General features: G+C 73.0%; 4 protein-coding genes. 2 read left to right on the top strand and 2 right to left on the bottom strand.

From position 1 onward, the window contains the following. Window positions 1-1059 (top strand): PucR family transcriptional regulator (locus tag C1I97_RS32215; protein ID WP_146608361.1); only part of this gene is annotated, 1059 nt, incomplete at its 5' end. A 16-nt stretch (window positions 1060-1075) separates the two neighbouring features. Beyond that, window positions 1076-1864 (top strand): phosphatase, encoded by a 789-nt coding sequence (locus tag C1I97_RS32220; protein WP_111006584.1) that lies wholly within the window; start codon window positions 1076-1078, stop codon window positions 1862-1864. Window positions 1865-1990: 126 nt separating this feature from the next. Here the strand turns inward: C1I97_RS32220 and C1I97_RS32225 are convergent, their stop codons facing one another. Beyond that, entirely contained in the window at window positions 1991-2902 is a 912-nt protein-coding gene (locus C1I97_RS32225) for an acyl-CoA thioesterase (protein ID WP_111006582.1), read from the bottom strand. Between the two features lie 6 nt (window positions 2903-2908). Continuing rightward, on the bottom strand, window positions 2909-4066 hold the full coding sequence (locus C1I97_RS32230; protein WP_111006583.1) for an acyl-CoA dehydrogenase family protein: 1158 nt from the start codon (window positions 4064-4066) through the stop codon (window positions 2909-2911). Between the last annotated feature and the right edge of the window lie 304 nt (window positions 4067-4370).

The raw sequence follows: 4370 nt of genomic DNA on the forward strand, positions 1-4370 counted from the left end.
GTCCTCCGCCAACTGGCCCACCGCATCACGGGCTGGGCAGTCCTCTACGGCCCCGACGGCACGGAAGTCGCCTCGGCGGGACGGGACCCGCGCGCCGAGGTCCGGCAGGCACTCGCGGAGCTGACCGGCGTGGTGCGCCCGCTCACCGTGTCCGCCTCCGCCGGCCGGCCCGCGCCCTCCTCCGCCACCGACACCGTCGGCGGCAGCCATCTCGCCGCCTACGCGCTCGGGACCGGACAGGGGTTCGTGCTCGGGGTCGCGGCCCCGGAGCGGGGCCCCGGGGACCACACCATCGCCTCCGTCGCCGCGGTGCTGCTGTCGCTGCTCACCGGGGAGCACCAGAGCGGTACGGAGGCGGCCCGGTCGTCGGCGCTCGTGCGGATGCTGCTGGGGGCGGCGCCCGAGGAGGTGGCGCCGTTGCTCGGGGCCGGGCGGTGGGTCGTGGTGCACGCGCGGCCGGACGCGCAGGCTCCCCAGAGCTCTCGGTCTCTCCCCCAAGTTCTCGACGCCGCTCGAACAGGGGGTACCCCCATGAGCAGGCGGGAGCCCCATGACACCGTGGCCGCCTCCGCGCTCGGCGCCGCGCTCGGGTCCGCGCTGGTGGACCTCGCGGACGGGGTCGTACGAGTGCTCGTCCCCGCCGAGCGGGAGCCGGCCCCGCAGCCCGGCTGGACCCTCGGCGCGAGCGCCGCCGTCACGGCGGCCGACTGGCCGGCCGCCGACGCCCAGGCGGCCCGCGCCCTGGCCCGTGCCCGCGCCACCCGCGCCGCCCTGGTCCGTCACGGCGACCGCCCCGGCCTCACCGACCTGCTCCCCCGCGACGAGGCCGACGCGCACGCCCGCGCCCTGCTCGCCCCGATCAGCGCGGTGCCGGCGCTCACCGAGACACTGCGCACCTGGCTTTCCCTGCACGGCGGTTGGGACCGCACCGCGGTCGCCCTGTCCGTGCACCGCAACACCGTCCGCCAGCGGATCGCCCGCTGCGCCGCGCTGCTCGGCACCGACCTGGACGACCCGGACGTCCGCATGGAACTGTGGTTCGCCCTGCGGCGGGCATGACACCACAATGGGAGCCATGCCGATACCCGGGACACCCAGCCGCGCCGAACTCGTCGACCACCTCGTGAGGACCCGTATCGCCGGGAACGTCGCCACCCCCCGCGAGAACAACCTCTCCCACTACCGCAAACTCGCGAACGGTGACCGCCACTTCTGGCTCGGGCTGGAGCTCGGCGACCGCTGGAGCGACGAGCAGGACGTGCTCGCGGTGATGGCCGAGCGCGTCGGCGTCAGCGACGACCCGGAGCACCGTTACGGCCAGGACACCATCGACCCCGAGCTGACCGTCGACGCCCTGGAGCGGATGGCCGGCCGGCTGCGCAAGGCGGCCGACGGGCGGCAGCAGGTGCTGTTCGCCACCGGCCACCCCGGCGGTCTGCTCGACGTGCACCGCGCCACGGCCGCCGCCCTGCGCGCCGCCGGCTGCGAGATCACCGTCATCCCGGACGGGCTGCAGACGGACGAGGGGTACGTCATGCAGTTCGCGGACGTGGCCGTCCTCGAGCACGGCGCCACGCTGTGGCACACCCACTCCGGCGAGCCGATGCGCGCCATCCTCACCGGCCTGGAGCGCGAGGGCCGCCCGCTGCCGGACCTGGTCGTCGCCGACCACGGCTGGGCGGGCTGTGCCGGTCAGCACGGCGTGGACTCCGTCGGCTACGCGGACTGCAACGACCCGGCCCTCTTCCTCGCCGAGGCGGAGGGGACGCTGCAGGTGACGGTGCCGCTCGACGACCACGTGGTCAGCCCCCGCCACTACGACCCGATGACGGCGTACCTGCTGGACCAGGCGGGCCTGGCGTAGGGCTTTCCGGCGTCGGGGCCAGACGGTCCGGGCGGTACGGGTGGTACGGGCGGTCCGGGCGGTACGGCTGGTCCGGGCGGTACGGGCGCCGGGGAGCTTCGCGACGGCGTTCCCCGGCGACGTTCCTCAGTTTTCCCGGGGAACGCGGACCACGCCCTCCTGGATCACCGAGATGGCCAGCCGGCCGTCCTGCGTGTAGATACGGGCCTGGCCGAGGCCCCGCCCGCCGTGCGCGGAGGGCGACTCCTGGTCGTACAGCAGCCACTCGTCGGCCCGGAACGGCCGGTGGAACCACATCGCGTGGTCCAGTGAGGCCCCGACGACGTCCCCGACCGCCCAGCCGCCGCGCCCGTGGGCGAGCAGCACCGAGTCGAGCAGCGTCATGTCGGACACGTAGGTGGCGAGGACGACGTGGAGGTGGGGGTCCCCCCTGCTCGAGCGAAGCCGAGAGCTTGGGGGAGGGTCGTCGTCGAGCTTGCCGTTGGTGCGGAACCACACCTGGGAGTGCGGCTCGCGCGGCTCGCCGAACCTGCCGTACGGCGGCTCGTCGACGTAGCGCAGGTCGACCGCCTCGCGGGCCTCCAGAAGCCGCTCCACGATCTCGGCCGGGAGGTGGTCGTAGCCGCGCAGGCGCTCGTCGGAGGTGGGCAGGGTCGCCGGGTCGGGGGCGGCCGGCACGGGGGCCTGGTGGTCGAGCCCGTCCTCCCGCGTCTGGAAGGACGCCGAGAGGTGGAAGATCGGCTGCCCGTGCTGGACGGCGACCACCCTGCGGGTGGTGAAGGAGCGGCCGTCGCGGATGCGGTCCACCGTGTAGACGATGGGCGCGCCCGGGTCGCCGGGGCGCAGGAAGTACGCGTGCAGCGAGTGCGCGTGCCGGTCCTCGGGGACCGTGCGCCCGGCGGCGACCAGCGCCTGCGCCGCGACCTGCCCGCCGAAGACGCGCGGAACGACCGCGAAGTGGGACCGTCCGCGGAAGATGTCCCGCTCGATCCGCTCGAGGTCGAGCAGATCGAGCAGGGACCGCAGTGCCTGGCTCATGGTTCCTTACAGGCCCATGTCCTTGGCGATGATCGTCTTCATGATCTCGCTGGTGCCGCCGTAGATGCGGTTGACGCGGTTGTCCGCGTACAGGCGGGCGATCGGGTACTCGTTCATGTAGCCGTAGCCGCCGTGCAGCTGCAGGCAGCGGTCGATGACGCGGTGGGCGACCTCGGTGCAGAACAGCTTGGCGGAGGCGGCCTCGGCGGGGGTCAGCTCGCCGGCGTCGAGCGCTTCGAGCGCCCGGTCGGCGACGGCTTCCGCCGCGTCCACCTCGGCCTGGCAGGCGGCCAGTTCGAACTTGGTGTTCTGGAAGTGGGAGACCGGCTTGCCGAAGACGGTGCGCTCCTGCACGTAACTCTTGGCGAACCGGACGGCGGCCCTGGCCTGCGCGTAGGCGCCGAAGGCGATGCCCCAGCGCTCGGAGGGAAGGTTGGCGCCGAGGTAGGAGAAACCCTTGTTCTCCTCGCCGAGCAGGTCCTCGACGGGCACCTCGACGTCGACGAAGGCGAGCTCGGCCGTGTCGGAGGTCCTCAGCCCCAGCTTGTCGAGCTTGCGGCCCACCGAGTAGCCCTCGGACCTGGTGTCCACGGCGAACAGGGAGATGCCGTGGCGGCGGTCCTCGGCCGTGGCCGCGGCGGTACGGGCGCAGACGATGACCTTGTCGGCGTGCACGCCGCCGGTGATGAAGGTCTTGGCGCCGTTGAGGACGTAGTGCGTCCCGTCCTCGCTCAGCCTGGCGGTGGTCTTCATGCCCGCGAGGTCGGAGCCGGTGCCGGGCTCGGTCATCGCGATGGCCCACATCTCCTCGCCGGAGACGAACTTGGGCAGGAACCGCTTCTTCTGCTCGTCGGTGGCGAGCATCTTGAGGTAGGGCAGCGCGAGCAGGACGTGCACGCCGGAGCCGCCGAAGGTGACACCCGCGCGGGCGGTCTCCTCGTACTGGACGGCCTCGAACTTGTGCGTCTCGAGTCCCGCCCCGCCGTACTCCTCGGGCACGTTGATGCCGAAGAGGCCCAGTTCGGCGAGCTTGTAGTAGAACTCGCGGGGCACGATGCCCTGCGTGAACCACTCGTCGTACACCGGTACGACCTCGGCCTCGATGAAGGCGCGAAGGGTCTCCCGGAACGCCTCGTGATCCTCGTTGAACACCGTACGGCGCACGCCGCCACCACCCTCTCATGCGCCTGAACCGGCGCCGCTCTCGCGTACCTGGTTGCTCGCCGTCCGGGTTCCTCAATTGATGGATGCGGCCCAGTGGCTAAGCGCTTGCTCACACAAACGTACCGACGAGTAGGCATTCCAGTAAAGCCCCGCGGCCGTAACACGGATCACGCACGGGCGGGCCGGGCGCAGGGCGCTTGCGCCCGGCGCCCGGGGGCGCGGGACCGTGTCGACGTGCGGCTCCGCCGCGCGGGCGCGCCCGGCCACAGCGCCCCGCAGCCGGCGACCGACCCCGGGGCCCAGC

The sequence above is a fragment of the Streptomyces sp. NTH33 genome (assembly GCF_003236365.1).
In the GTDB taxonomy this organism is placed as follows: domain Bacteria; phylum Actinomycetota; class Actinomycetes; order Streptomycetales; family Streptomycetaceae; genus Streptomyces.